The sequence below is a fragment of the Microvirga massiliensis genome, from assembly GCF_001006805.1.
Lineage (GTDB): Bacteria > Pseudomonadota > Alphaproteobacteria > Rhizobiales > Beijerinckiaceae > Microvirga > Microvirga massiliensis.
The window spans coordinates 81,509-102,389 of the sequence record NZ_LN811367.1 but is presented as its reverse complement, the minus strand read 5'-3'; the positions used below and the strand labels follow the sequence as shown (position 1 = coordinate 102,389).

Below are 20,881 nucleotides of genomic sequence, written 5' to 3'. Positions count from 1 at the left end.
CGAGACTAGGCGGCTGCGAGCTGCTCGTTCATGTCGCCGATCGGGACCAGGTCAGGACCACCGCCCCGGGCGTAGAAATCGAGGCCATGGTCGAAGAATTGGCCGAAGGACATCAGGAACAGGTTGTTTCCGAACGTGTTCGGCACGCTGACCGTGTTGCCGCCTGAATCGAGAGGCTGCTGCCCGATTACGTCGCTGATCAGCCGTGGGTTTGGGAGCAGGTTAGTTCCGTCCGCTGAGGTGACGCGGACTGCATTGGGGCTCGTCTGGGTTCCTGTCAGCGGCTCGAAATGAGCCGGCACCAAGTGCAGGAACGGTTGGCTGGCGTTTCCCCAGAATTCGCGGCCGGATGTGAGATTATTCTCGAAGCCGTTCACGTGGCGTGTGTGGAGATCCGGATCGCTCACCTGCGTCAAAAGAAAATCGAGATCGTCCGGGCGCAGCTGAATTCCTACAGCCTGTGCTTTCCTGTGATCTGCCATTTGAATCTCCGGGTTCCAACCCGCGCATATGCGCGGGTTATCGTCTGCCTGATGATATTTTGGCCCAATGTGCCATGTTCACTTCCGACGGGGGCAAGCGTGCGAAAGGCATTCTCCCCTGGGGGAATGGGGCTGTAAGGCGCAGCCGGATGAGCTCGATTTGTTGGCATTGGGCTTGAACAGCGCGGCTGCGCGTCTTTCCGAGCGTGCCTTGTGTCTTCTTAGGCGTCCTCCGCCTTCCTACGCGTACGCCGAGCTATCCGGTCTGATGCAGAGCCACAGCACGCACCGGGACTGAGGTTTCGGCCAGCGAATGCTCAGTGGAGTTGGGCAAGCCGCCGCCTGGTCGTTGCTTGCCTAAGTCCACAACCCTTCACCGGCGTGCGCCATCGCAACATATCAGTTGACGGTTTGGACGAGTGCAATGAGACACGGGCCTGCCGCAACGACCGAATCCGAATCGAGTGTGGGGCCGGGGCGCGCCAATATTCTGGTTCGTATTATAGCGCATTTCTCCTCATGTGCGCTACGGCTCCTCGTGCGCGCAGTGTAACCGCTGCGATCGTCTCGCGAATGCTCGGCGACAAGCCTGGATTGTCAGATGCCGCAGCGTCAATGTTGTCGATGACTACCAAGACTTCCCGGCAGGGTTGAAGGCTAGAAGGTCGTTTCGTTCGTACCTTGGTGCCATAAAACTCTGTGGAGACGAGTCCATTGCGTAGCTGAGCACCAGTCTAGCGGAATGAGGGCCAGGGAAGGGTGAAATGGTTCACATGAGACAATCTATTTGTCCGAGTATGCGTACTGCTACGCCGCCAAAAGTTCGAGCTCCTGTCTGTGTGTTCTCCAACTGCCGGACGATGCCGGTGATCGCGTTCTGAGCCAATTTCTGCGAGCCGGGGCCGATGGCGATAATGCTCGTGATGCCATCAAGGCGAGGGCGACGTTGACGTCGGGCGGCGCGGGCCGCAATAGCGGGAGCCGGATGCGCAGCCGGGTCGATCGGGCATAGACGCTACGCGCCGTCATCTCGGCAATCCGCTGGCCCATTCAGCTGTTGACATCGTCTCAGACGACCACGACAGGAATGACTGCAAGCAGCAACACCAACGGCTGAGAAAGAAGTCAACATGCAGATGGTCCATGACAAAATTGATGTTGATGACAGGGAAGTGGCATTACAAACGCTGCCATGAAGGGCGGTCCGCCCATGAGTCCAACCACCCCGAGCAGGAACGAGCATGGCCAAGACAGCACTGCCTCACTCCGACGATAGTGTTCATCTCCTGCACAACAAGACGTTCGACGAGATCGCGACCGGTGACACCGCCACGGTCGAGCGCACGCTGACGCCGGAGGACATTCAGGTTCTCGCCCTGCTATCCGGATATGCCGGGCCCGAGCAGCCGGATTCGGATGAAGGCTCAGCCAAGCACCTTCAGAGCATGATTGCGCACGGCGTGTGGGGAGGCGCGCTCCTCTGCTCTGTGCTCGGCACGCGCCTCCCCGGGCCCGGAACGATCTATCGGGGACAGACTCTCAAGTTCCTGGCGCCCGTAAAGGCCGGCGATACGGTGACGCTCACCGCCGAGGTCACGGAGCGCGATCCCGACAGCCGCCATGTCCGGTTTTCCTGCCGATGCACGAACCAGAATGGCGACACCGTGATCGAAGGGTCCGCCGATGTGATTGCGCCATCGGAGAAGATCAGCTGGACACGCGCGGCCCTGCCCGAGGTGAAGCTCACCATCCAGGGCAGGGGGATGAGGCGTCTGCTCGATTTCGTGCGCCCGCTCGGCGCGGTGCGGGTTGCGGTCGTGCACCCTTGCGACGAGATCAGTCTCTCTTCGGCCTTCGATGCTCGCGCGGCCGGCTTGATCGATCCGGTTCTGGTCGGGCCCCAGGCGCGGATCGAGGGCGCTGCCAGGGAGGCCGGGCTCGATCTCGAGGGAATCGCGATCGAGGATGCACCGCACAGCCACGCGGCGGCCGAGCGCGCTGTCCAACTTGCGGCTGCGCAGAAGGTCGAGGCGCTCATGAAGGGCAGCCTTCACACGGATGAACTGATGGGAGCCGTGGTCGCTTCCAGCGGAGGCCTGCGCACCAAGCGACGGATTTCGCATTGCTATGTCATGCAGGTGGCTGCCTATCCGCGTCCATTTATTATCACCGATGCCGCGGTGAACATCGCGCCGACGCTGAGCGAAAAGGTCGACATCGTCCAGAACGCGATCGACCTCGCGCATGTTCTCGGCGTGGAAACGCCGCGCGTCGCGATCCTGGCAGCCGTGGAGACGGTCACTCCCGGAATGCCCGCGACCCTCGATGCGGCCGCTTTATGCAAGATGGCGGATCGCGGGCAGATCACTGGCGCCTTCGTCGACGGACCGCTGGCCTTCGACAACGCCGTCTCCGCTGCTGCCGCGCAGATCAAGGGGATCAATTCGCCGGTCGCCGGCCGGGCCGATATCCTCGTGGTGCCGGATCTCGAGAGCGGCAACATGCTGGCCAAGCAGCTCGAATTTCTCGGAAACGCCGATACGGCCGGAATCGCGCTCGGGGCAAAGGTGCCGATCGTTCTGACGAGCCGCGCGGATGCGCGCGACACACGGCTCGCCTCCTGCGCGATCGCCGTCATGCTCGCGCATCATTACCGTGTGAGCCCTCCATGAGCGAATTGATCCTCGTCCTCAATTGCGGCTCGTCGAGCATCAAGTTTGCGCTGTTCGACGCCGGCCGCACGCTGCTCGACCGGAAACCGCTCTGGAACGGAAAAGTCGACGGCATCACGGGGCCGAGTCCCACGTTCGGAGAAACCGGTGTCAAGCCGGCTCCGATTGCGCTCGACAGGTCTCATCCCTATGCGGCCGCGTTGAGCCACATCCTGCAACGCGTCGACGCCCGGCGCGGCGGGCACATGATCCAGGCTGTCGCGCATCGTGTCGTGCACGGCGGAAGCCGCTACTTCGAGCCGGTGCTGATCAACGCGGAGGTGCTCGCGGACCTCCGAAGCTACATTCCCCTGGCGCCGCTGCATCAGCCGTTTGCGCTGGAGGCCATGGAGCGGCTCATGGCGGAGCGGCCGGGGCTGCCTCAGGTGGCTTGTTTCGACACTGCCTTTCATCACACCATGCCGGACGTGGAGCAGATGCTGCCGCTCTCCTGGGATGCATGGGAGCGGGGTATCCGTCGTTACGGCTTTCACGGCCTGTCCTATGAATACCAGTCGATTGCCCTGGCCGAGCGTCATGGCGATCTCGCCCGGGGGCGCACCATTGTCGCCCATCTCGGGAGCGGCGCGAGCCTCTGCGGCATGCTGGACCTGAGGAGCGTCGCGACCACGATGGGGTTCTCGGCGCTCGACGGGCTAATGATGGGGACTCGAACCGGAGCACTCGACCCGGGCGCGGTGATCTATCTGATGGAGATCGAAAAGCTGTCGCTCGGGGAGGTTGGAACGCTCCTCTATCACGGATCGGGATTGCTCGGGATTTCCGGGATATCTTCGGATCCGCGGATTCTCCTCCAGCAGGAGGCCGATGAGCCCCGCGCCCACGCTGCGCTCGCGCTCTATGTGCGTCGCGTCGTCCGCGAGATCGGATCGGTCAGCGCGGCGCTCGGCGGCCTCGACCTCCTCGTGTTCACGGCCGGCATCGGTGAGCACAATGCGGTGTTGCGCGAGCGTATCTGCACGGCGTTGGGCTATATGGGCGTGGCGCTCGACCCCGCGGCCAACGAGGCCCATGCGCCCGTGATTTCGGCGAATGAAAGCCCGGTCGTGGTTGCGGTCGAGCCCACCAACGAGGAATGGATCGCAGCACTTCGGGCCAAGGAGCTGGTCGCACGGGAGCCGAAATCGGGCCGGATGCCGTCATAATCGTGTTGTAGGGTGCCGGGTTGATAGAGCTTGGAGTTCCGGCCCATGCGAGCGCGCCAGGTTTCCTTCCTGTTCGATCTCGACGGCACCCTCGTGGACAGCGTCTACATGCACGTGCTGGCCTGGCACGAGGCTCTGGAGACGGAAGGCATCGAGCTCTCGGTCTGGCGCATCCACCGCAAGATCGGCATGTCGGGCGGGCTCTTTACCAACATGCTCCTGCGGGAGACCGGACTCGCCATCGATCCCGAACGGGCCGAGCGGCTGCGGCGGCTGCACGCCGAGGCTTACAAAAGGAGGGCGGACCGGATTCGCCCGCTGCCCGGCGCCCGGGAACTGTTGAGCTACTTGACCGAAGCGGGCCTACCCTGGGCGATCGCCACGAGCGGACGCATGGAGACCGCCGGGCCCGTGCTGGCCACGCTCGGCGTCGATCCGGGGCGCGTACCGGTTATCACCCGCGACAAGGTCAAGCACGCGAAGCCTGATCCGGATCTGTTCCTGGCAGCGGCCGAGGCGCTGAGCCAGCCCATCGAGGGCGCCTGCGTGGTCGGAGACAGCATCTGGGACATGCTCGCGGCGCGCAGGGCCGGTGGTCTCGGCGTCGGCCTCTTGTCCGGTGGCTACGGCGAGGACGAGCTCGTCCGGGCCAGTGCCTACAGGGTCTATGAAGACCCCGCGGACCTCCTGAAGCACATCGACGAGGTCGGGGGGAGAGGGTGAGCCCGTGATGCTCTGCGCACCAAGACCCTCACCATCATGACGAGCAGAGCGAAGCGATCCAGGAGCACATCCGTCGACGGGTAGATTGCTTCGCCTGCGGCTCGCAAGGACGGTGAGGCGGCGGGACGAGCAATCCGTTGTGCCTGCGGCTCGTGATGACGGAAACGGCAACAGGACCGGCAGTGCGTTGTGTCTGCGCTCACAATGACAAGGGAGGTCGCCTAAATATCCGCCTTGCCTCCGGATGATCGCCTGTCACGGAAGAACTGCACGATCGACGGCCAGTACGCGGCGGCGAGCACGAAGAAGGCGATCAGGAGCATCGCCACCACGCCCTGGATGACACTGAAATTGTCGGCCTCGCGCGCAACGAACCAGCTCGTGATCATCCCCGCGAGGAGCATCACAATGCGGACGACCCAGTTGAACATACCGAGTACCTCCACGTATGGCCCGTCACGGGCGCCATGCCGAAGCTACGACAGGTCAATCAGCCTGCCGTCAGGCCGGCCGGTCAGAGATGCGGTTCGTCTTTCGCATCAGTGCCAGCAAAAGATCCGTAACGCTCACGATCCCGGCGACCTTGTCGTTGGCGACGACCGGAATCCGTCTCACGTTGTGGCGTTCCATCAGTTCCGTGATCTCGCTCACCGAGGTTTCCACGCTGACGGTGAGGGGATCGGTCGACATCACGTCCGCGACGCGCCGGTCATTCAGCTGATCGGCCGTGTCCTGCCCGCTCGCCTCGTCGAGAAGGATATCGAGCCAGCGTCGCGCATCGTCCTTGCCGCGTCGTAGAAAATCGCGCTCGGTTATGATCCCGACCAGCTTTCCGGCAGAATCGACGACCGGAAGGCCGCTGATGCGATTGTCGAGCATAATGCGAGCGGCGTCGGCGAGAGATGCCTCCGGACGGATCGTGGCGGCCCCCGTCGTCATGACATCACCTGCTTTCATGGCAATCTCCCTTCCAGTGGTCGTGTGATGACGGCTTTTCATGAACTCAAACGCATCTGACCTCGACAACGATCCAGGGTGCCGTCTTTCGCATGAACCGCGTTATCCTGGATCTTCGGTATGGTCTCGTGGATGCGGCGCCGATCTTCGGCGTCGCCCGGTCATGGGCGTCATTATGCCTCCAGACGGGCCTCCGAGAGGTCGATCTCGCGAACCAGCTTCCGCACGGCCTCATCTCCGAGATGGCCATTCCGGGCGAGCCGGAGCACTTCTTCGCGTTCGGCCCTGAGACCGATGTGAGCCAGGCGTTTCTCGATGGCTCGCGCTTGCCGGATGCTTTCAGGACTGTCTTCATTGCTCTGATTCCTGGCAACCCGCTGTCGGTAGCGTGACAGGATCCGCGTGCCGGCCTGTTCATACAGCTCCGGATCAGCCTCATCTTCGGCTACCTCGTGAAGAGCGCGCTCGATGGCCTTGATGGCGGCTGTGCCTGCAGCGGAACGGGCCCGGTCCGCTTCGATCTCGGCGGGGTCGGTTTCCGGGAATTCGAGATCCCTGAGAACCAGGGGCAGGCCGATGGTCGCCAGAACCAGCGACAGGATGATGACACCGGCCGCAAGGAAGATGGCGAGATCGCGCGCCGGGAACGGTGAGCCATCCGCCAGAGCCAGGGGAAGCGTCAGGATGCCGGCGAGCGTAATCGCACCCTTGACGCCGGCGAGCGAAGTCGCTCCGACGAGTTTCCAGCTTGGTCGTCGCTCGGGCTGGCTGGCTCGGAAGCTCGTGAACCGGAGCGATACCCACACCCAAGCGAAACGTGCGGCAGCGAGGGCAAAAGTGATTGCCGTGAGATAGACGGCGAGCCACAGCGGGTTGTCATGAGATCCGGTTTGCTGAATCGTCTCGACCGCTCCGGAAAAAATGCCGGGGAGCTGCTCGCCGAGGAGAACGAAGATTGTGCCCTTGGCGGCAAACTGGATCATATCCCACACGACAGTGCGCCTCATGCGGGTCGATGCCGGGGCGCGGAGTGGATCCTCGACGTAGCTCATGGTGATCCCCGCCGCGACCGCCGCAAGGATGCCCGAGCAGTCGAAGTGCTCGGCAAGGAGGTAAGCCCCGAACGGGATCAGCAGACTCGTCAGGATCGAGGAGCCTGCATCATCGCCGTATCGGTCGGCTACCCACTGCTGCAAACGGCCGGCGCACCACGCGACCGCAGCACCGATTGCGAGACCACCCAGGGCGAGCCAGAGGAAGGTTGCGACGGCTTCGGACAGCGAGAACGTTCCGGTGAGAACTGCAGCAATAGCAAAGCGCAGGCAAACGAGGCCGGACGCATCGTTCAGAAGCGACTCTCCTTCGAGAATGTGCATCAAACGCTTCGGTACCGGAACCCGCTTGGCGATCGCGGCGACTGCGATCGGGTCCGTCGGCGACAGGACCGCGGCCAGCGCGAAGGCGACCGCGAGCGGCATGGCGGGGATCAGCCAATGGATGAAAAAACCCATGCCGATGACGGTGAACACGACCAGGCCGACCGCCAACTCCACGACGGTACCGGCATCGTGGAACAGGCTGTCCTTCGGGATACGCCATCCATCCAGAAACAGAAGTGGCGGAAGGAACAGAAGGAAAAACACTTTCGGGTCGAGCTTGATGCCGATGTCCAACATCCAGGCGATGACGGCGCCAAAGGCGATCTGAACGAGCGGCAGGGGGAGAGGCAGCGGAATCATGCGGCCGACGGCGCGGCTCACCAGCACGGCCACGAGCAGCACGAGCACGATTGCTATGCTTTCCACCTGCAGTTGCTCCTTGTCCCGTTATACCCAGTGGCGCTCGCGCAAGCGCCGGAACCGCATTTCAAGGCGGCAAGCCGATCGGCGGAAAGTCTGGCAATCCATGCGATCCGCCGCTGGCGGAGCCGGCTTTCGGCCCTTCATGAGCTTCCGGCCGGATTCATCCGCCATCCTGCAGACATCCTGAATAGCGGTCCTGATGCGAACGCTCTTCTGTGACGAGGTTTCCCGGCTCGCAGGCTCGGAGGCCAACCTGTCATGCCGCGGTCGATGCATCGAATGATGTGACGCTCACATCAAACCTACCAATGGAAGCCCGTTCATCCGACAGGAGCGCCCCCGAAGGATACCCGGATCATATCTCCATCCACGAGACGCGATGAGGAGGTCGAGCGGCTCTCGCCAGGAGCGGATTCGACGTCCTGCATGCCCGACACGGCACCGCGACGAGGAGCCTTGAAAGCTGGACGACAGATTCCCGACCGGATGGCCATAGATCCGGCCGGGAACCCGGGCAGTGTTCGATGCTCAAAAGGTTCGCTGTTGCGAGCGGTGAGTGCCTCGCCCGTACGGAACCGGATCTCTGACGGCTAGAGTGGGCCTGAGCCAAGGTCCTCCATCAGATGCCGGCCGGAATATTGCGTCATAGCGGAGCCGTGCAGGCTTGCGGCCCATTCTGGTTCCGTACCCCTGTCGACGGAGACCTTGGCCCCTCTTGACGATCGGCGGATTCATTGCTTTTCCGCAACGCGTCTTACGACGTGCTGGCAGCCGTACTCTGGGGAGGCGCCGCACTCTGGGGAGTCGACGTCTGCTGCGAGATCGCAGCTTGAAGCTTGGCTTCCTGTTCGGGCGAGAGAGAGGTGCGCAGAATGCGCCCCTTGATCCCCTTCAGCTCGGCCAGGACCTTCTCGGGTTGGGCCTTGCGGACCAGCACGAACAGGGCCGACGTGTTCGGCTGCAGCGTATCGGCAAGCGACCGGATGAAGTTGTCGTCGATGCCATAGTCGACGAGCGACCCCGAAAGCGCTCCACTGCCGGCTCCTACTAGGCCTCCGACCGCCATGCCGGCAAGCGGGTTCAGGAACAACAGCCCGACGAGCGTGCCCCAGAAGGCTCCGGACAGGCCCCCGGAGGCTGCTCCTACTCCGATGAGATTGATGCTCTGCTTGAGTTGCACCTTGCCGTCCGGCTGACGGATGGCGACGACCGCATCCTCCAGATCGATCAGGTATTCCTTTTGCATACGAGCGAGCTCGGTGAGAACGTGATCCGCCTCGTGCGGATCGTCGAAAGCGACAGCCACCAGTTCCGACATGATGCTCCTCCAGTTCAATGGACAGGGAACAGGGAACTCACTCACGCAGCACACGGCTGCGCCGCCGCTCCCGGGATCCGGCCGCCCTTTGTTTACTCGCCCGGGAGCCTACTCTCGCTGGCAACCTAGCCGGCCTCCAGGCATTGTGATGCGCAGCATCGCGAATTCAATGCCCCGGCTATACAGATCCGGCCGGTACGCCGCACCACGGGAGCTCTTGCCGTTGCAATCCATCGAACAGCAGGATCCGTTTCTCGAACGTGCCTTTGCCCGAATCTCGGAAAGCGAGCGGCATCCAGGCAATGCAGTGCGGCTCCTGAAGGATGCAGCCGAGAACTATCCGGCCTGGCTCGATGCCATCCGGACAGCGGAATCCAGCATCCTCTTCGAGAACTACATCATCGCGGATGACGGGATCGGACGAGCCTTCGCCGAGGCGCTCGCCGAGCGAGCCCGCCAGGGAGTCCGCGTTCACTTCCTCCATGACTGGTTCGGCTGCCTGGGCCGAGCGTCCTCGCGCTTCTGGAGCGAGCTTGCCGAAGCCGGGGTCGAGATCCGGGTCTTCAATCCGCCGAGAATCGGCTCACCGTTGGCATGGCTGCGACGGGACCATCGCAAGGTTCTCGTCGTCGACAACCGCATCGGGTTCGTCTCGGGCCTGTGCATTGCCTGCGAATGGCAGGGCAATCCGGCGAAGGGGGTAGAAGCTTGGCGCGACACGGGCGTCGAGCTTCGAGGTCCGGTCCTTGCCGATCTGATCCGGGCCTTCGCGGATACCTGGGCCCTGACCGGGCCGCCCCTGCCCCCATCCGAGCTGCCGACGACAGGGGAGATCGCCGCCGCGGGAGAGGTGTCGGCGCGGATCATCGCGGGGCAGCCCGGGAGCCTCATCACCTATCGCCTCGACCAGTTCGTCGCTTCCGCGGCGCGCCGGTTCCTGTGGCTGACCGATGCCTATTTCGTGGCGACGACGGCCTATGTGCAAGCCTTGACCGGAGCGGCCCGCGACGGCGTCGATGTTCGGCTTCTCGTCCCCCGGACGAGCGACGTCCCGATCGTCAAGCCGGTGGCACGCGCCGGCTATCGTCCCCTTCTCGAAGCGGGCATTCGGATTTTCGAGTGGAACGGGCCGATGCTGCACGCCAAGACGGCGGTCGCGGACGGCATCTGGTCGCGCATCGGGTCGACCAATCTCAACCTGGCGAGCTGGCTCACGAACTGGGAGCTCGACGTCACGATTACCGACCGGGCGTTCGCCGAGCGCATGATGGAGACCTACATGAGCGATCTCCGGAACGCGACGGAGATCGTGCTGGACGTCGGCAAGGCCGTTCCGCTGGCCGTGCAGAAACGACGCAAGGTCGGACCGCGCAGGGGAAGCACGTCGAAGTTCGCGGCCGGGGCGGTCAGCCTCGGGAACACGGCGGGCGCTGCCATGATGGCCGCCCGCACATTGTCGTCGACGGAGGCTAAAGCCGTCGGGAGCATCGGGTTGGTTCTGGTCGCGCTCGCGGCTGTTGCGGCCATCTTCCCTCGCGTCTTCGTGCTGCCCTTCATCCTTATCATGGGCTGGATCGGGTTCGGCCTTCTGGCCCGGGCCTGGAGGCTGCGTCGGGAAGCACGGGACCGAAGGCGGAATGCATTGGATCGACCAGCCCCGCCGGCCGGCCTGTCCGATGGCGGGGTGTAGAAGCGGTGTACGAGGCGAAGCTCGGATCATCGGATCCCGCTGCATCGCACGCCCATTCGACCATGGTTCGTCATGGCGTCGGGCCGTCCACACCCTTTCGAAGCCGGAGGCGCATCTGGGCGAAGGGCAAGCTTGACGTCACTGCGCCAAAGTATTTTCAGGCGCGACGAAAACGACATGGCACTTGTGGAGCGCGATCGCGTTAACCAGTCCTGAGAGAATGGAGACGCCCTCCCAACCGGTCCGGGAGGCATCCGGTGCGCCCCTGCCGAGGCAGGCTGTCGGACAGGCTACGGACCACGCGCAGGCGATGTTCTCCTACCTGCCATGTGCGACGTAACACAGCTGAAATGCGCTTCCGGTACTAGATTAGGCGGACGAAGGATTTGACGATGCATGCCTCCCCCATTGCCCTGCTGCTCGGGGTCGCCGGGCTGTTTGCCACCTCCGGCGCATTCGGGGAAACGCTGCGCGCCCGCACCGCAACCTTGCCGTTCGACCAGTGCCTCGAGATCATCAACGAGGTGTCGGCGGAGTTCGACGCAAAGCCGTTTGGGCTCGTCAACACCGAGAATGAGCGCACCGTCCGCTTCAAGGCGGATGATGGCTATGTGACCGTGTCGTGCAACCGTGCCGACAACAAGATTGTGCTCTCTACAGGGTCGATCTCTGCCCAGGCCGGACTCCAACCGGCGCAGGACCGGGCCAAGGATCCACGGTAGCGATCCACGACCATGGGTTGGGAGCGTGCGCTTCAGGCACCGCTTGAAAGCGTGCCTCGCCGGCTGGCCTGATCACCCGATCTGTCGGTCGATCGAGAGCGGAACCGCCCGCCTCCGATGACGATTGCAACATCCACCGCAGAATCCTAAAGCCCGGACGGGAGATCCCTACCCCCATCGAACCGCTGATCCGAGCCAGCATTGCCGGTGAGCAAGGCGGCTGGTGTGCTCCTGCGGACGTTGCGATCGGTTCGGAGCCATCCTAATCGTCGGGACATCGAACTCGCCCGAACTCCTGCGCAACTAACGAGTGTTTCGTGCCTGAAATCTACCACATCGAGATCATCGGGGCCGAGGCGCAGGGAAGCACGATTCTTCAGAGGCTGTCGGTTCGGACGAATTCCTTCGAAGCCGCAAAAGAACGCGCCTTGCGCCTGTTCAGACGCGCCCGTGTTCCGCAGTCGCGTGGGTCCGACGTCGAAGCGGTCCGCGTGCTGAACGGCGCCGGCTACGAGCTCTTCTCGCTCAGCGTTCGGGATTGAGACTGCGCATCGCCTAGCGCATCGTGCGGAAAAGTGGGCCCACTTTTCCGCGTCGGACGATGCGCCGCAAGGACCGAAGCATCGGACCCAAAAGTGGAATCCACTTGCGGGTCCGATGCTATAGAGCGAGACGTCCATCATGGTCCGGTTACCCTTGAATCCGTGGTCAAGGCTACGCATGTGAATCCGGCTGGGGACTTTGCACGGAGACCATGGAGACCCTTATGTCATCGTCTGCCTCTACCGCCGCCTGGAACGCTGGCGCTTCGGAAAAGCGCTGCGGACCCTTCTCGCGCCGCGGTTGGGAGATCGTCGCGATCATCCTCGGTTTCATCTTCGCTTGGCCGGTGGCGCTTGCCTATGTGGTCTGGAAGATCGCGGGCTATCCCCTGCCGAATGAGTGGCGGTCCTATGCCGAAAGACATTTCGGCTGGACTTTCCCTTCCCGCAACGGAGCGCCTCGCTTCAGGAGCTCGTACAACACCGGAAATCTCGCCTTCGAGGAGTACCGTCGGAGCGAGCTGGAGCGGCTGGAGGCGGAGCGCCGTCGTCTCGACGAGGAGAGCCGGGCCTTTGCCGAGTTCGTCGAGGAATTGAAGCGCGCCAAGGATCGCGAGGAGTTCGACGCGTTCATGGCGAAGCGCCGCTCCGGCGGCCCGACGACCGCCTGATCTCTCATCCGGCTCGATGATGAATTCGCCCCACGGCCGTCGCGGCCGTGGGGTTTTTCATGCCCAGCCGGCGGGAATCGGTATCGCCACGCTGAAACGCTGAACGGACGACGCAGTTACCTCAGGCAAGCGACCGCGAGCAGCGGTCGCGCATCCGAAACGGACTGAGGAGTTTGACATGCGCAGCCTGAAGATCGCTTTCGCAGCGACCTTGCTGACCATTCCGACATTCGCCCTGGCGGAAACCGGTGGGGCCGCGGCCGGCGCCGCTGCGGGCGGCGCGGCTGGCGCCGTGGTCGGGGGACCCGTCGGAGCTGCGGTCGGCGCCGGCGTGGGTGGCGCGGCTGGCGATGCCGCGACAGGTCCCGACAGCCGGACCAACGTGATCATCGAGAAGAACGGGCCGGCCGCGACAGGCAGCACCGGCTGCTCTTCGACGACGACCCAGCGCACCGACATCACGGGCGAAACGACGACGAAGCAACGGACCGACTGCTGACCATGCGCTTCGACCGGCGGCGCCTGCGCCGCCGGTCTATGAGAGCCGCAGCATGGCCCTCCAGGCCCGCGGCACGACAATGTCCGTGAGACCGAGCCAGTTCGCCATTATGCGGAGTTCCTCCGCGAGTTCGGGCGCGATGAATTCCGGCGCGAACCCCGCTTCCGGATGGATCGCGTGCACGACCAAGCGGCCAGTCGCTCGGTCGGCCTTCAGGTCGGTGCGCGCGACGATCCTGTCACCGAGCAGAAACGGCAGACAATAATAGCCGAACTGCCGCTTGTCCGCGGGCGTGTAGATCTCGATGCGATAATGGAAGTCGAAGAGGCGCTCGGCCCGGCTTCTTTCCCACACGACCGGATCGAAGGGCGACAAGAGGGCGCGTGCCTCCACCCGGCGGGGAATTCGCGCCGACGGATCGAGATAGGCTGGGCTCGGCCAGCCTTCGACCGAAACGGGAAGCAGCTCCCCGGCCTCCACGAGTTCCGAAATGCGCGCCTTGGCGTCGGCGGAGTCGAGGCGGAAATAATCCCGCAGGCAGCGCTCTCCCGCGATGCCGAGCGCGCGGCTCGCAAAACGCAGGAGCTGGCGCTGCGCATCCTCCGGAGAGGGTGTGGGTGCACCCAGAATGTCCGGCGGAAGGACCCGTTCGGGGAGATCGTAGACCCGCTCGAAATTGCGCCGTGTCGCGGCCGTGACGAGGCCGGCCCAGAACAGCCATTCGAGAGCCCGCTTGCTATCGCTCCAGCCCCACCAGGAGCCTTGCCCGCGTGTGCCGTTGTCGAGTTCGCCGGCCGTGACTGCGCCTCGCTCGACCACGGCGCGATGGATGGCCTCGATGAAATTGCGGCGCTCCCGTCCGAAGCGCGTCAGGCCTCCATAGATCCCGATTCCTGCCGCAGCCCGCTCCATCCGCCACCGGAAGAGAGGCTGCAGATCGACCCGGATCAGGGAGGCCTCGTGGCCCCAATATTCGAACAGACGCTTTCTGGATCCCCAGGCGAGCTTCTCGAGAAGCTCGCGGTCGTAGGGCCCGAGCCTCGAAAAGAGCGGCATGTAGTGGGCGCGCACGAGCACATTGACCGAATCGATCTGGAGAAGCGCGGAGCGGTCGAGCACCCGCGTGAGTTGTCGTAGGCCAGGAGAGTTAGGGCGCGGCTCTGTGAAGCCCTGAGCGGCCAGCGCCACCCGCCGGGTCTCGGCCCTCGTAAGACGGGTGCGGGAAGCAGCCATGGCTGGCGAACCTTGCGGTAAGGCCGGCTTCGAGGCAAGCCGCGGGATACCCGTCATCCACCGGTGCAGGGTGGAACCCGGACAGGCTGTTGGGCCTTCGTCTACCCAAGCAGAGACATGGCTGCCCTGCATCCGAACGTGGGACGAGCTTCCAATTCGTGCGTTAGCGTCTCGCCACGGGGAGAACCATGGACCAATCGACCGGAGAGGCTCTGCGCGGGGCGAAAATGAGCCCGAAGGACATCAGGGTGGTGCTGGTTGGCACCCTGCTCGCGATGTTCCTGGCCGCGCTCGACCAGACGATCATCGCGACGGCTTTGCCGACGATCGGCCGCGAGCTCGGCGATGCCGAGCACCTGACCTGGATCGCAACGGTCTATCTCCTGACCGCGACGGCGGTGACGCCTCTCTACGGGAAGTTCAGCGACTCGCACGGGCGGCGGATCACGTTGCTCGTGGCGATCGTGATTTTCATCCTGGGCTCCGTCGCCTGTGCGCTCGCGCCCGGCATGATCGCGCTGATCGTGGCCCGCGCCGTTCAAGGCCTCGGTGGCGGCGGGCTGATCGCGCTCGGCCAGACCATCGCCGCCGACATGATGACGCCGCGCGAGCGGGCCCGCTATCAGGTGTATTTCGCGAGCATGTTCATGACCGCGAGCCTGCTCGGGCCGGTGCTCGGCGGCTTCTTCGCGGAGCACTTCCACTGGAGCCTGATCTTCTGGATCAACCTGCCGCTTGGTGTCCTGGCGTTCGTGATTTCCGCCAATGCGCTGCGCCGCCTTCCGCGATTCGAGCGCCCCCACCGGCCGGATCTCCTTGGGGCGGTGCTCCTCGTGGCCGCGACGGTCGCATCGCTGCTCCTCCTGAGCTGGGGTGGGACGCGGTTCCCGTGGCTGTCGATGCCGATGGGTGGGCTCTTCCTGCTAGCGCTTGCGCTCTGGTGGCTCTTCTCTTTTCGCCTCGGCCGGGCCGCAGAGCCGCTGATTCCACCCGGCGTTCTCCACAATCCGGTCGTGCGGATGGGAACGCTCGCGGCCTGTTTCGGGATGGGGACCTATATCGGGCTGACCATCTTTCTCCCCGTCTATTTCGAGACCGTGCGCGGCCTCTCGGCGACGGATTCGGGGCTCGCCCTGCTGCCCCTGATGGGCGGAACCGTCGTGGGCGCGACGCTGTCCGGGCGCGTACTGATCCATGTGCGCCACTACAAGCGGCTTCCCCTGGCCGGGCTGCTCATGGCGAGCGTCGCGATCGCGATCCTCGCCCTCGAGATCCGGAGCTTGGCCATGCCATTCGTCGAGATTCTCCTTGCCCTGGTTTCGATCGGCCTCGGCACGCTCCTCCCGGTCTCGACGCTCTCGATTCAGAATGCCGTCGCGCCCCACGAGCTCGGAACCGCCACGGCGGTAGCGAACTTCTTCCGTTCTCTCGGAGGGGCCCTCATCGTCGCGGTTTTCGGAGCGATCCTTCTCGGAGCGACCGGGCTCGGCGGCGAGGGGATGCTTACGGAGAATCTGGCGTCGAGCGCTGCCCGAAACGGCGTGGATCTCGCGAACGCCTTCCGGCTCGTCTTCGCGGCAGCCTCGCTGGGCTTCCTGGCGGCCTGGAGCTTCCTGTGGCGCATGGAAGAGAGGCCCCTCACCGGGAGAGCGCCGCCTGCGACGAGCCATGGCGAATAGGAGTCTGCGGTCCCTCGACGCGGCTCGAATCTGTGGAGCACGGCGGACCAGCGGTCCAAGTGCCTTCCGGGCCATGTTAGTACCCAACCAATGACCACGAGGGCGCTGACGGACGCGGTCACTTGCGAGGTCTCGGCGCGGCGGCCCCACCACCGCGATCACCGGGAGCCATGATGACCGGCCTGTCCAGTGCCGCCCTGCCTCTTGAATGCACCGTCACCTTGTTGAGCCGGGAGGGCCGATGACGATCGGCATCGAGATGGGCCTCGGCCCGGATGGAACGCCGGTGCTTCTCGACCTTGAGGAGCTGCTCGCCACGCGTCTGCTCGTCCAGGGCAATTCCGGCTCCGGAAAGTCGCATCTCCTGCGCCGGCTCCTCGAGCAGAGTGCCGGGCAGGTTCAGCAGGTAGTGGTCGATCCCGAGGGCGATTTCGTTACGCTCGCGGACGCCTTCGGGCACGTGGTCGTGGATGCCGCCCGGAGCGATGTCGACCTGCAGCTGATCGCCCAACGGGTGCGCCAGCATCGCGTGTCGGTGGTCCTCGACCTTGAAGGGCTCGATGCCGAGGGGCAGATGCGGGCCGCGGCGGCATTCCTCGGCGGGCTCTTCGATGCTGAGCGTGACCTCTGGTATCCGGTGCTCGTCGTCGTCGACGAGGCGCAGCTCTTCGCGCCCACGGCCGCGGGAGAGGTCTCCGATGAGGCCCGGAAGGTCTCCCTCGGCGCGATGACGAACCTGATGTGCCGCGGGCGCAAGCGCGGGCTCGCGGGCGTGATCGCGACGCAGCGCCTCGCGAAGCTCGCCAAGAACGTCGCCGCGGAGGCCTCAAACTTCCTGATGGGACGCACCTTTCTCGACATCGACATGGCGCGCGCTGCGGATCTCCTCGGGATGGAGCGCCGCCAGGCGGAGATGTTCCGCGACCTCGGCCGAGGCCAGTTCGTGGCGCTCGGGCCGGCGCTCTCCCGGCGGCCGCTTCCGTTGAAGATCGGCGCCGTTGCCACGGCCGGGCGCGGCGCCGGGCCGAAGCTCCTGCCATTGCCACCTGCGCCCGAGGCGGCGCGGGACCTCATCCTGGCACCGGGCCCCGAGCTGGCCGCGCCTCCGGCGCGACGGACACCCGTCCCGCCGCCGCCGGACATCCTCGCCGCCCTGGCGCGAGCGCGTCCGCCCGCTCCGGAGAGCCCTGCCATGCCTGAAATGAGCGAGGCGGAGCTGGAGGCCTGCCTCGAGGAGGCGCTCAGCGAGATCCTCGAGGATCCCGAGGCACCCTTTCGGAACGTTGCGGTTCTCTACCAGGATTTCGTGGTCCGCTGCCGCATGAAGCGGGTCGGCGCCGCGATCCCCGCGCTTCCCGAGTTCCGGCGGCGCCTAGCGGTCGCCCGGGCCGGCGGAGATCCATCGACCTCGGGTCCCACATGGGACAGGGCGATGGCGCTCGCCGCGGACCTGCCCGAAGAGCTGTCCGGGGTGTTTCTGCTCCTTGCCCGCGCCGCGATCGAGGGGACGCCCTGTCCGGACGACCTCGAACTCGCGAAGGCCTGTGGGAGCCGCTCACCTGGGCGTGCGCGACGGCTCCTTGCCTATCTTGAGAGCCGCGACGTGGTCGTGGTTCGGCAGGATCGAGCGGGCGGGCGCATCGTGGCGGTGCCGGATCTCTCCTGTGAGACGGCGCCCGGGGAGGTTGCTCACGAGGCCCGCAGAATGGGGGCCGGTCTCTTCGCGGCGAGCTGATTTCCGCGATCTCAGCTCTCTGCCGCCGGAAGCCAGCGGCCCAGCGCGGTGAGGAGCTCGGCGCGACGGAACGGCTTGCCGATGTGATCGTTCATGCCGGCTTCCCGACAGGCCTGCACCTGGGCGGGCAGCACGTTGGCGGTCATCGCGACGATCGGGAGCCGACCGGCGCGACCAGGCAGTTCCCGGATCCGGCGGGTCGCGGTCAGCCCGTCCATGCCGGGCATCTGCATGTCCATGAGAATGAGACCGAAGGCATCCGGTTCGGCCTCGAGCGCCTCGAGCGCCTCGTGGCCTCCGGACGCCACCACCACGTTGAAGCCGGCTCGGCGCAGCACGGCCGACGCGATCTCCTGATTGATATCGTTATCCTCCACGAGAAGGATGGTCGATTGGGTCGGCAAGGGTGAGGCTGGTGCCTCGGCCGAGGCACCAGCCTCACCCTTGCCGGCCGGTGGCATCACGATACTGAACGAGAAGATAGTCCCCTGGCCGGGAGTGCTCTCGACTGCGATCGCGCCGCCCATCAACTCGACGAGTCGCCTGGAAATCGCGAGACCGAGGCCCGTCCCGCCGAATTCCCGGCTCGTCGTGGAATCCACCTGGCTGAAACGATCGAAGATCAGTGCCTGCTTGTCCACGGGAATGCCGATCCCGGTATCCTCCACCCGGAATGCGATGCGGTCCGGGTCGTCGTCCGATCCTGCCCAGTTTACCGAGAGGGAGACCCGTCCCGCGGGAGTGAACTTGATGGCGTTGTTGAGCAGGTTGAGGAGAATCTGGCGCAGGCGGCTTTCGTCCCCGACGACGCGGGCTGGCGCCCGCTCGTCGATGGTGAAGTCGAGCAGCAATCCCTTGCGTTCGGCAAGCTGCCGGACGATCGCGAAGACATTGTCGACGAGGTGGTGGATCGCAAAGGGACGTGGCTCCAGATCGACGCGCCCGGCCTCGATGCGGGACAGGTCGAGGATATCGTTCACGATCGTGAGGAGCGCGTCCCCTGCACTCTGAATGCGCTCGAGGTGCCGACGCTGGGCCGGCGCCAGCGTCCTGTCCTCGAGGAGAAGATCGGCGTGGCCGAGCACGCCGTTCAGGGGAGTCCGGATCTCGTGGGACATGGTGGCGAGGAACTGCGTCTTGGCCTCGCTGGCCTGCTCGGCGGCGTCCTTGGCGGCCTTGAGCTCCTCTGCCTGGCGCTGCCGCTCGGTGACGTCACGCCCGGATGCGATCACGATCGGCGAACCGTCCTTCGCCCTCGTCCACCGATAGAGCACCTCGACCCAGACCTCGTGGCCCTTCGCATGCATCATGCGATGGAGGCTCAGGCCGGTCGGGTTTTCGGGGCCGAGCGTCTCGAAGAGGGCCTCCACCCGCGGCCGGTCCTCCGGGTGGATGAGCTCGGCGATGGACCGGTTTGCGAATTGCATGGGCGAATAGCCGAGAATCTGCTGCACGGCCGGGGAGATGTAGGTCTGTTCTTGCGGTCCCCGTTGCAGCATGATCATGTCGGAGGTGCTCTCAGCGAGGAGCCGGTAACGGGCCTCGCTTGCCTGCAGGGCGTCCTCCACGGCCTTTCGGACGGAGATGTCACGAACGACGGACACGATTTCGAGGGGCTCTCCATCGGGGCGGCGGATGAGCCGGCGGCGGGACTCCAGCCAGATGTCATGGCCGTCCTTGCGGCGAAACCTGTAGGTTGCGATCTGCCGCTCGATCTCGCCTCGACTGATCCGCGTGAGGGCCTCCTGCGCCGCCGCGCGGTCGTCGGGGTGCACGGAGTCGATGACGCGGGCACCTACGAGCTCTTCCTGCTCGTAGCCCGTGATCTCGCGTGACGCGGGAGAGACATAACGCCTGATGCCGTCGAGGCCAGTCCGCACGATCATGTCGGTCGCGTTCTCCGCGAGGAGACGGTAGAGTGCCTCACTCTCGCGCACGGCGTGCTCGGCCTCCCGTCGCGCCGTGATGTCGGTGTAGATCCGGACCGTCCCGCCCTCGGCCGTGGTGACCGTCTGCACCTCGATGACCTGACCATTGGGCCGGCGCCGTTCGTAGACGGGCTTGTCGGGGGAGAGGCCTCCGGAGGAGACCCACTCGCGAAATTCCTCGCTGGCGCTCGCGTATTCGCCCTGATCGAGCAAGCGACGCCTGACATCGGTGTAATGGGGGCGTGACGCGAGGTATTCGGCGGGAAGGCCGAGGATTTCCTCGGCGCGGCGATTGGCAACGACGACCGTGCCATCGATGTCGATCATCACGAGGCCCTGGTCGATGCTCTCGAGGGTCGAATCGAGCAAGGCTTTCTGCCGCAAGAGAGTGCCCCCATCCTGCTGCACATCCTGGCTGCGCTCGGGAAGCCGCAGGCATCCGGCGATGAGTGCCGCGAAGTCGGAGAGCCGAAGCCGCTCGTCCGGCGTGTAGAAACGCGGATTTGTTCCAAGAATGCAGAGCACGCCTGCTGCACCGGGAATGGCCGAGCTCGGAAGCAGCACTGCGAGACCGGCGGCACGCGCAGACGGATCGCGCCCGTCCTCAATGGCCGGCGAGAGGATCGGGAGGGGTTCGCAGGGTCGGGGATCTCCATATGGAAGTGCCGCCAGGATTGTCGGATCCGGGGCCGCACCCGCCAGGGCGGCAATCTCCAGCCATCCTCTGCCCTCGACGGCGACAAAGGCCGAAGCGGCACCGAACACTTCGCGGATCAGGGTGAGCGTGCGGAGCAGCAGGCCATCGGCCGAGGGCTCGCGGGAATCGGGGCCGCTCTGCGAGGGACGGCGAGGCCGGAGCGGATACATCGAGGCGCAGGGCCCATCGGGCTCGTTCCCTGCCAGGAAACGGGCTCGCGCAAGGGAAGGTCTGGAATCCGTCATGTCGGCCGTTTATCGAGCGCCACCTTATCAGAATACCAGATCGTTGCCGCTGGTGTTCCATCGAGGCCGAGTTTGCGGGTT

General features: G+C 64.8%; 17 protein-coding genes. 10 read left to right on the top strand and 7 right to left on the bottom strand.

Annotation, left to right across the window (positions count from 1 at the left end; all coding sequences use genetic code 11):
* Nucleotides 1-5: 5 nt before the first annotated feature.
* Nucleotides 6-482: a peroxidase family protein gene (locus tag BN1233_RS37230; RefSeq protein WP_046868708.1), complete on the bottom strand. Its 477-nt coding sequence runs from the start codon at nt 480-482 to the stop codon at nt 6-8.
* 1,241 nt (nt 483-1,723) lie between these two features.
* On the opposite strand from BN1233_RS37230, the gene BN1233_RS37225 reads away from it, so the two are divergent.
* The 3 genes from BN1233_RS37225 to BN1233_RS37215 are packed head-to-tail and all read left to right on the top strand — an operon-like array spanning nt 1,724 to nt 5,082.
* Nucleotides 1,724-3,154, top strand: coding sequence for a bifunctional enoyl-CoA hydratase/phosphate acetyltransferase (locus tag BN1233_RS37225; RefSeq protein WP_046868707.1), 1,431 nt, complete (start codon nt 1,724-1,726; stop codon nt 3,152-3,154).
* Nucleotides 3,151-4,359 (top strand): acetate/propionate family kinase, encoded by a 1,209-nt coding sequence (locus BN1233_RS37220; protein WP_046868706.1) that lies wholly within the window; start codon nt 3,151-3,153, stop codon nt 4,357-4,359. The genes BN1233_RS37225 and BN1233_RS37220 overlap by 4 nt, the downstream gene beginning before the upstream one ends.
* Nucleotides 4,360-4,404: 45 nt before the next feature.
* The gene (locus BN1233_RS37215) at nt 4,405-5,082 is read left to right on the top strand and encodes an HAD family hydrolase (RefSeq protein ID WP_046868705.1); all 678 of its coding nucleotides are present in this window, start codon (nt 4,405-4,407) and stop codon (nt 5,080-5,082) included.
* Between the two features lie 221 nt (nt 5,083-5,303).
* On the opposite strand, the gene BN1233_RS37210 is transcribed toward BN1233_RS37215, so the two are convergent.
* The 4 genes from BN1233_RS37210 to BN1233_RS37190 all read right to left on the bottom strand — a co-directional run bounded on the left by BN1233_RS37210 (nt 5,304) and on the right by BN1233_RS37190 (nt 9,159).
* Nucleotides 5,304-5,513, bottom strand: coding sequence for a hypothetical protein (locus BN1233_RS37210; RefSeq protein ID WP_046868704.1), 210 nt, complete (start codon nt 5,511-5,513; stop codon nt 5,304-5,306).
* Nucleotides 5,514-5,583: 70 nt separating this feature from the next.
* Complete coding sequence (locus BN1233_RS37205; protein ID WP_052764098.1) at nt 5,584-6,039, bottom strand: CBS domain-containing protein; 456 nt, start codon at nt 6,037-6,039, stop codon at nt 5,584-5,586.
* 173 nt (nt 6,040-6,212) lie between these two features.
* A complete protein-coding gene (locus BN1233_RS37200) occupies nt 6,213-7,844 on the bottom strand; it encodes a Na+/H+ antiporter (RefSeq protein WP_046868703.1) in 1,632 nt (543 codons plus the stop codon).
* A gap of 751 nt (nt 7,845-8,595) precedes the next feature.
* Nucleotides 8,596-9,159 (bottom strand): DUF1269 domain-containing protein, encoded by a 564-nt coding sequence (locus BN1233_RS37190; RefSeq protein WP_046868701.1) that lies wholly within the window; start codon nt 9,157-9,159, stop codon nt 8,596-8,598.
* A 223-nt stretch (nt 9,160-9,382) separates the two neighbouring features.
* Between BN1233_RS37190 and BN1233_RS37185 the strand changes: the two genes are divergently transcribed.
* The 5 genes from BN1233_RS37185 to BN1233_RS47790 all read left to right on the top strand — a co-directional run bounded on the left by BN1233_RS37185 (nt 9,383) and on the right by BN1233_RS47790 (nt 13,283).
* The gene (locus tag BN1233_RS37185; protein ID WP_052764097.1) at nt 9,383-10,849 is read left to right on the top strand and encodes a phospholipase D-like domain-containing protein; all 1,467 of its coding nucleotides are present in this window, start codon (nt 9,383-9,385) and stop codon (nt 10,847-10,849) included.
* A gap of 392 nt (nt 10,850-11,241) precedes the next feature.
* Entirely contained in the window at nt 11,242-11,571 is a 330-nt protein-coding gene (locus BN1233_RS37180) for a hypothetical protein (RefSeq protein WP_046868700.1), read from the top strand.
* Nucleotides 11,572-11,888: 317 nt separating this feature from the next.
* Nucleotides 11,889-12,113, top strand: coding sequence for a hypothetical protein (locus BN1233_RS37175; protein WP_046868699.1), 225 nt, complete (start codon nt 11,889-11,891; stop codon nt 12,111-12,113).
* Between the two features lie 224 nt (nt 12,114-12,337).
* On the top strand, nt 12,338-12,784 hold the full coding sequence (locus BN1233_RS37170; protein WP_046868698.1) for a DUF2852 domain-containing protein: 447 nt from the start codon (nt 12,338-12,340) through the stop codon (nt 12,782-12,784).
* Between the two features lie 178 nt (nt 12,785-12,962).
* The gene (locus BN1233_RS47790) at nt 12,963-13,283 is read left to right on the top strand and encodes a hypothetical protein (RefSeq protein ID WP_046868697.1); all 321 of its coding nucleotides are present in this window, start codon (nt 12,963-12,965) and stop codon (nt 13,281-13,283) included.
* 36 nt (nt 13,284-13,319) lie between these two features.
* Here the strand turns inward: BN1233_RS47790 and BN1233_RS37160 are convergent, their stop codons facing one another.
* On the bottom strand, nt 13,320-14,516 hold the full coding sequence (locus tag BN1233_RS37160) for a winged helix-turn-helix domain-containing protein (RefSeq protein ID WP_046868696.1): 1,197 nt from the start codon (nt 14,514-14,516) through the stop codon (nt 13,320-13,322).
* Between the two features lie 188 nt (nt 14,517-14,704).
* On the opposite strand from BN1233_RS37160, the gene BN1233_RS37155 reads away from it, so the two are divergent.
* Together BN1233_RS37155 and BN1233_RS37150 are read left to right on the top strand one after the other, a co-directional pair.
* The gene (locus BN1233_RS37155) at nt 14,705-16,195 is read left to right on the top strand and encodes an MDR family MFS transporter (RefSeq protein WP_046868695.1); all 1,491 of its coding nucleotides are present in this window, start codon (nt 14,705-14,707) and stop codon (nt 16,193-16,195) included.
* 241 nt (nt 16,196-16,436) lie between these two features.
* Entirely contained in the window at nt 16,437-17,930 is a 1,494-nt protein-coding gene (locus BN1233_RS37150; protein ID WP_046868694.1) for a helicase HerA domain-containing protein, read from the top strand.
* Between the two features lie 11 nt (nt 17,931-17,941).
* Here the strand turns inward: BN1233_RS37150 and BN1233_RS43805 are convergent, their stop codons facing one another.
* Nucleotides 17,942-20,800 carry a PAS domain S-box protein gene (locus BN1233_RS43805; RefSeq protein ID WP_082145876.1) on the bottom strand — a complete coding sequence of 953 codons (2,859 nt, stop codon included), beginning with the start codon at nt 20,798-20,800 and terminating at the stop codon, nt 17,942-17,944.
* Between the last annotated feature and the right edge of the window lie 81 nt (nt 20,801-20,881).

Bases quoted from the DNA above. Each gene is read 5' to 3' on its own strand.
- BN1233_RS37230 (WP_046868708.1), bottom strand. From the start codon at position 482: ATGGCAGATCACAGGAAAGCACAGGCTGTAGGAATTCAGCTGCGCCCG.
- BN1233_RS37225 (WP_046868707.1), top strand. From the start codon at position 1,724: ATGGCCAAGACAGCACTGCCTCACTCCGACGATAGTGTTCATCTCCTG.
- BN1233_RS37220 (WP_046868706.1), top strand. From the start codon at position 3,151: ATGAGCGAATTGATCCTCGTCCTCAATTGCGGCTCGTCGAGCATCAAG.
- BN1233_RS37215 (WP_046868705.1), top strand. From the start codon at position 4,405: ATGCGAGCGCGCCAGGTTTCCTTCCTGTTCGATCTCGACGGCACCCTC.
- BN1233_RS37210 (WP_046868704.1), bottom strand. From the start codon at position 5,513: ATGTTCAACTGGGTCGTCCGCATTGTGATGCTCCTCGCGGGGATGATC.
- BN1233_RS37205 (WP_052764098.1), bottom strand. From the start codon at position 6,039: ATGAAAGCAGGTGATGTCATGACGACGGGGGCCGCCACGATCCGTCCG.
- BN1233_RS37190 (WP_046868701.1), bottom strand. From the start codon at position 9,159: ATGTCGGAACTGGTGGCTGTCGCTTTCGACGATCCGCACGAGGCGGAT.
- BN1233_RS37180 (WP_046868700.1), top strand. From the start codon at position 11,242: ATGCATGCCTCCCCCATTGCCCTGCTGCTCGGGGTCGCCGGGCTGTTT.
- BN1233_RS37170 (WP_046868698.1), top strand. From the start codon at position 12,338: ATGTCATCGTCTGCCTCTACCGCCGCCTGGAACGCTGGCGCTTCGGAA.
- BN1233_RS47790 (WP_046868697.1), top strand. From the start codon at position 12,963: ATGCGCAGCCTGAAGATCGCTTTCGCAGCGACCTTGCTGACCATTCCG.
- BN1233_RS37160 (WP_046868696.1), bottom strand. From the start codon at position 14,516: ATGGCTGCTTCCCGCACCCGTCTTACGAGGGCCGAGACCCGGCGGGTG.
- BN1233_RS37155 (WP_046868695.1), top strand. From the start codon at position 14,705: ATGGACCAATCGACCGGAGAGGCTCTGCGCGGGGCGAAAATGAGCCCG.
- BN1233_RS37150 (WP_046868694.1), top strand. From the start codon at position 16,437: ATGACGATCGGCATCGAGATGGGCCTCGGCCCGGATGGAACGCCGGTG.
- BN1233_RS43805 (WP_082145876.1), bottom strand. From the start codon at position 20,800: ATGACGGATTCCAGACCTTCCCTTGCGCGAGCCCGTTTCCTGGCAGGG.